Here is a 4,945-nt window from a genome sequence, read left to right as displayed (position 1 = left end):
GTTTTGCATTCAGTATATCATGGGGCTCAAGCTCCTCAACCTCTGTTAGTGACATCCTTTCTCTTATTGTCCTCTCCATCCTCACAAGCCCGATCCTGAACTGATTTTCAAGAAGCTCTCCTACACCCCTTACCCTTCTGTTACCAAGGTGGTCTATATCATCCACCTCACCCTTACCCGTTCTCAGCATAAAGAGGTATCTAACTATTTCTATAATATCCCTGTCTGTTAAAACTGTAGTTGAAACCGGTACATCAAGACCGAGTCTTTTATTGATCTTAACCCTTCCGACAGGACTAAGGTCATATCTTTTCGGATCAAAAAAGAGTCCATTAAATAGCTCCCTTGCTGCCTCAATTGTTGAAGGTTCCCCAGGACGCATTCTTTTGTATATCTCTATGAGTGCTTCTTCCTGTGTCTTTACCCTGTCTGTAAGGAGGGTATCCCTCAGGGAAGAGAGATAATTCACATTATCTATATAAAGGAGTTCAAGGGTGTCTATGCCCAGCCTTAGAATCTGCTGGAAACTCTCCTGTGTTATCTCTTCATTACTTGCTACGATAACCTCACCTGTATCAGGGTCTATAATATCCTTTATGGTAACCCTTCCTATTATTTCTCGCTCAGAGAGTTTTATCTTTTTGATACCTGCTGTCTCCATCTTCTTTAAAGCATATCTGGTTATCTTGCTTCCTTCCTTTACAATTATCTCACCTGTTCTGGGATCCACTATATCATCACTTGCCCTCATTCCCACTAATACATCGGAGAGTATCCTGAAGTAACCATTCTTTTCTATCTTTATGGTTTCAACAGGATAATATATCTTCAACAGTTCCTCATCAGAATATCCAAGTGCCTTAAGGACAATGGTTGCAGGCAGCCTCTTACGCTTGTCAATCCTTACATAAAGGATATCCTTTGTATCAAATTCAAAATCAAGCCAAGAGCCCCTTGAGGGTATCACCCTTGCTGTAAAGAGTGGTCTTCCGCTTGTATGTGTCTTTGTCTTATCAGGGCTGAAAAATACCCCTGGAGACCTGTGAAGCTGACTCACAACCACTCTCTCGGTGCCATTGATGATAAAACTACCAGTTTCGGTCATTAGAGGGATCTCACCAATAAATACCTCCTGTTCCTTTGAATTTCTCAGGACCTTTTTGCCTGATGGATCAAGCTCCCAGAAATTCAGCCTTACCTTTACCTTTATGGGTGCTGAATAATCAATCCCCTTATCCAGACATTCCCTCTCGGTAAATTTTGGTTCTCCAATGGAATAACTTATAAATTCCAGAGATATCATTTCATTGTAATCTGTTATGGGAAAGACATCCTTGAAAGCAGCCTGAAGCCCTTTGTTTTCTCTCTTTTCGGGTGGAACATCTTTCTGAAGAAATTCCTCAAAAGATCTCTTCTGGTATTCAATGAGATAGGGAACATCAAGGATTGTTTTTACCTTTCCAAAATTAAGTCTTTCTCTTAAAACCTTAGCCATGCTTTCCTCTCCTCGGGGTAAACCCTTAATTTTTAAAATTAAAATCTTTAAAAAGCAAGCACAGAAGGCTGAAGCAAGATAACCCTTTCAGGGTTTCTCTCTTCAGCCCTGTGCACTTCCTTTCTTAAGCAACCCAGACTGATTATTTTATCTCTACCTTTGCTCCCTCTGCCTCAAGTTTTGCCTTGATGGCATTGGCCTCATCTTTAGAAACACCGGTCTTAACAGGTTTTGGAGCACCCTCAACAAGGTCCTTTGCCTCCTTGAGTCCAAGGCCGGTTAGCTCTCTGACAACCTTAATAACATTTATCTTCTTTTCTCCTGCATTTGCAAGAATGACATCAAAACTTGTCTTCTCCTCTACCGGAGCCGCTGCTGCAGGTGCTCCTGCAACAGGTGCTGCAACCGCTGCAACAGGTGCTGCTGCCTTTACTCCATATCTTTCCTCAAACTCCTTAATAAACTGAGAGAGTTCAAGGACCGTCATATTATCAATAAACTGGAAAACCTGCTCTTTTGTAACTGACATTTTATATTCCTCCCATATATTTTATTGTTGTTCCTTCTTTTGTTTCAATGCCTCAAAGGCATAAAGTAGATTTAAAAGCATGGCATTAAACCCTGAAGCAAGCTGCATTAGTGGCTGTGCAAGTCCACCGGCAAGCATACTGAGAAGCACTTCTCTCGGTGGAAGCTTTGAGAGAACCTTGAGTTCCTCAGGTGAAAAAATTTTTCCATCAACAACAGAGTTCTTGATCTTGAGCTTTTCATTCTTCTCAGCGAATTCGAGTACCTTTTTCACAACAAGCAGAGGGTCATCATATCCAATAGCAATGCCAATGGGACCTCTGTATTCCTCAGGCTTGAGAACAGAAAGAGGTGTTTCCTTTGCAGCTATTCTGGCAAGATTATTCTTAATGACCCTGTATTCAATCTTTGAACTCCTTAAAAGATTCCTTAACTCAGACATTTCAGCCACAGTCATCCCGGTATAGTCAGTGAATACAACGCCCTTTGCCCTGAGGAATTTATCCCTGAGTTCATCAATCACCTCTGCTTTTTTTGCCCTTTCCATCATCCCTCCTTTCCCAGAGACTCCTTTATCCAGAACTGTCTCGGCGGGCTGGGCTTACCATTTAAGATAAACACCCGCTGTCTCTGACAAGATTTATTTCAGGCAAAGCCTGAATTAGAAATTTATCCTTTCTTTGAAATAACACTATCTATATTTATCTTTATACCAGGACCCATTGTAGATGAAAGGGTTATCTTCCTTAAATACTTACCCTTCGATGAAGCAGGTTTTGCCTTTATGATAGAAGATATTATTGCCATTGCATTTTCAACAAGCTTTGAATCATCAAAAGACATCTTTCCTATAGGAACATGAACCACTCCGCCCTTATCAACAGCAAACTCTACCTTACCTGCCTTCAATTCCTTTACAGCCTTCTGGATATCAAAGGTCACGGTACCGAGTTTTGGATTTGGCATTAGACCCCTCGGTCCAAGTATCTTGCCGAGCTTTCCAACAAGACCCATAACATCTGGAGTGGCAACTGCCTTATCAAAATCAAGCCATCCCTTCTGGATCTTCTCGACCAGATCCTCTGCTCCCACATAATCTGCACCTGCTTCTCTTGCCTCTTTCTCCTTTTCTCCTTTGGCAAAGACCAGTACTCGCACAGGCTTTCCTGTGCCATGGGGTAAAAGCACCGTACCTCTAACAACCTGGTCACTCTTTTTTGGATCAACACCGAGATTTACAGCAAGCTCCACTGTTTCATCAAATTTTGCATATTTACATTCCTTGAGAAGCTTTATGGCATCCTCAAGGGAGTATTCCTTTGCTCTCTCGATCTTCTGCCGAGCTGCCTCTATATTTTTACCCATGCCTCCTCCTGTTCATTAATGATTTTTTATTATGATATTCCTCAATATGAAAATATGTTGATGCATAGAACTTCTCAGAAGCACTATAACTGATCTTAAAAATTTTGAAACACTTTTAAGGCACTATCTCCACTCCCATGCTTCTTGCAGTTCCCTTTATCATCTCTATTGCAGCCTCAAGGGACTGAGTATTGAGGTCAGGAAGTTTCGTTTGGGCTATCTCTCTCACCTGTGCCATGGTCAGCTTTCCTACTTTGTCCTTGTTGGGAACACTTGAACCCTTTATTATACCAGCTGCCTTCTTTATCAATTCTGAAGCAGGCGGTGTCTTTGTTATAAATGTAAAAGACCTGTCCTTGTAAATAGTTATGACAACAGGTATTATGGTATCACCCATCGCCTGTGTCTTTGCGTTAAACTGCTTGCAGAATTCCATTATATTTATACCGTGCGGACCAAGGGCAGGACCAACAGGCGGTGCTGGGTTAGCCTTTCCAGCCGGTATCTGTAGTTTTACCTGTGCTGCTATTTCCTTTGCCATCTGTCCTCCTTATCGCTCCTTTTCCACCTGTGAGAAATTGAGCTCCACAGGTGTTTCTCTTCCAAAAATCTTAACAATGACTTTTAATCTACCATGATCTATATCCACTTCGTCAACCTTTCCCACAAATCCTGAAAAGGGACCATCAATTATCTTCACTTCATCTCCTGTTACATACTGGGTTCTTACCTGCATCGGTCCCTTCTGAACCTGCTGGACAATAACATTCACCTCTTCCTCAGAAAGAGGAACTGGTTTTGTACCGCCAACAAATCCTGTAACCCTTGGTGTGCTTCTTATGAGGTGCCATGTCTCATCATCAAGCTCCATCTCCACAAGTATATAACCAGGGTAAAATTTTTTATCTGATTCTCTTTTCTTTGAACCCCGCCTCTCAATAACCTTTTCTGTAGGAATGAGAATATTGGTGATCTTATCCTTAAGACCCTTTTCTTCTGCCCTCTTTTCAATAGACTGTTTTACTTTATCTTCATAGCCTGAATAGGTATGAACTACATACCAGTTTTTTCCCATCTTATCTCAGTAACCTCTCAACAATCTTTGCTAATCCAACGTCAACTATCCCAAGAAATATGGCGGCAATTATAACAGCAATAATTACAACCCATGTTGAGCCTATGAGTTCTTCCCTGGATGGAAAGACTACCTTCTTGAGCTCAAAGCCCACTTCCCTGAAAAACTCTTTTATTTTCTTAATCATATCATCTCCTCATTCTTTAATAAATGGCAGGCCAGGAGGGATTTGAACCCCCAACCCTCGGATTTGGAGTCCGATGCTCTAGCCGTTAGAGCTACTGGCCTACGCCTTAGTCTCTTTATGAAGTGTATGATGTCTGCAGTGCTTACAGTATTTTTTGAGCTGAAGCTTATCAGGTGTATTCTTCTTATTCTTGGTTGTTGAATAGTTCTTGTTCTTACACTCTGTGCACTGTAAAAGTATTATCTCCCTCATTCCAGTATCTCCGTAACTACTCCTGCACCCACTGTCCTTCCAC

At 41.6% G+C, this 4,945-nt stretch carries 8 protein-coding genes and 1 tRNA gene; all 9 read right to left on the bottom strand.

The features are described from left to right. A partial coding sequence (locus N2257_10385) for a DNA-directed RNA polymerase subunit beta (GenBank protein ID MCX7794790.1) occupies positions 1–1,495 on the bottom strand: 1,495 nt, incomplete at its 3' end. Positions 1,496–1,637: 142 nt separating this feature from the next. Continuing rightward, entirely contained in the window at positions 1,638–2,024 is a 387-nt protein-coding gene (gene rplL, locus N2257_10380) for a 50S ribosomal protein L7/L12 (GenBank protein MCX7794789.1), read from the bottom strand. Positions 2,025–2,045: 21 nt separating this feature from the next. Beyond that, positions 2,046–2,570 (bottom strand): 50S ribosomal protein L10, encoded by a 525-nt coding sequence (gene rplJ, locus N2257_10375; GenBank protein ID MCX7794788.1) that lies wholly within the window; start codon positions 2,568–2,570, stop codon positions 2,046–2,048. 122 nt (positions 2,571–2,692) lie between these two features. Continuing rightward, complete coding sequence (gene rplA / locus N2257_10370) at positions 2,693–3,388, bottom strand: 50S ribosomal protein L1 (GenBank protein ID MCX7794787.1); 696 nt, start codon at positions 3,386–3,388, stop codon at positions 2,693–2,695. A gap of 115 nt (positions 3,389–3,503) precedes the next feature. Continuing rightward, positions 3,504–3,929, bottom strand: coding sequence for a 50S ribosomal protein L11 (gene rplK, locus N2257_10365; protein ID MCX7794786.1), 426 nt, complete (start codon positions 3,927–3,929; stop codon positions 3,504–3,506). A 9-nt stretch (positions 3,930–3,938) separates the two neighbouring features. Continuing rightward, positions 3,939–4,463: a transcription termination/antitermination protein NusG gene (gene nusG, locus N2257_10360; protein ID MCX7794785.1), complete on the bottom strand. Its 525-nt coding sequence runs from the start codon at positions 4,461–4,463 to the stop codon at positions 3,939–3,941. Between the two features lies 1 nt (position 4,464). Further along, positions 4,465–4,650 (bottom strand): preprotein translocase subunit SecE, encoded by a 186-nt coding sequence (gene secE, locus N2257_10355; protein ID MCX7794784.1) that lies wholly within the window; start codon positions 4,648–4,650, stop codon positions 4,465–4,467. Between the two features lie 24 nt (positions 4,651–4,674). Then, positions 4,675–4,751, bottom strand: a tRNA-Trp gene (locus tag N2257_10350). Beyond that, complete coding sequence (gene rpmG, locus N2257_10345; protein MCX7794783.1) at positions 4,750–4,902, bottom strand: 50S ribosomal protein L33; 153 nt, start codon at positions 4,900–4,902, stop codon at positions 4,750–4,752. Before rpmG ends, N2257_10350 begins: the two co-directional genes overlap by 2 nt. Positions 4,903–4,945: the final 43 nt, after the last annotated feature.

The organism is Thermodesulfovibrionales bacterium, assembly GCA_026417875.1.
GTDB lineage: Bacteria > Nitrospirota > Thermodesulfovibrionia > Thermodesulfovibrionales > CALJEL01 > CALJEL01.
This window is presented reverse-complemented; position numbering and strand designations above follow the sequence as displayed.

Bases quoted from the DNA above. Each gene is read 5' to 3' on its own strand.
- rplA (MCX7794787.1), bottom strand. From the start codon at position 3,388: ATGGGTAAAAATATAGAGGCAGCTCGGCAGAAGATCGAGAGAGCAAAG.
- rplJ (MCX7794788.1), bottom strand. From the start codon at position 2,570: ATGGAAAGGGCAAAAAAAGCAGAGGTGATTGATGAACTCAGGGATAAA.
- nusG (MCX7794785.1), bottom strand. From the start codon at position 4,463: ATGGGAAAAAACTGGTATGTAGTTCATACCTATTCAGGCTATGAAGAT.
- rplL (MCX7794789.1), bottom strand. From the start codon at position 2,024: ATGTCAGTTACAAAAGAGCAGGTTTTCCAGTTTATTGATAATATGACG.
- rplK (MCX7794786.1), bottom strand. From the start codon at position 3,929: ATGGCAAAGGAAATAGCAGCACAGGTAAAACTACAGATACCGGCTGGA.
- rpmG (MCX7794783.1), bottom strand. From the start codon at position 4,902: ATGAGGGAGATAATACTTTTACAGTGCACAGAGTGTAAGAACAAGAAC.
- secE (MCX7794784.1), bottom strand. From the start codon at position 4,650: ATGATTAAGAAAATAAAAGAGTTTTTCAGGGAAGTGGGCTTTGAGCTC.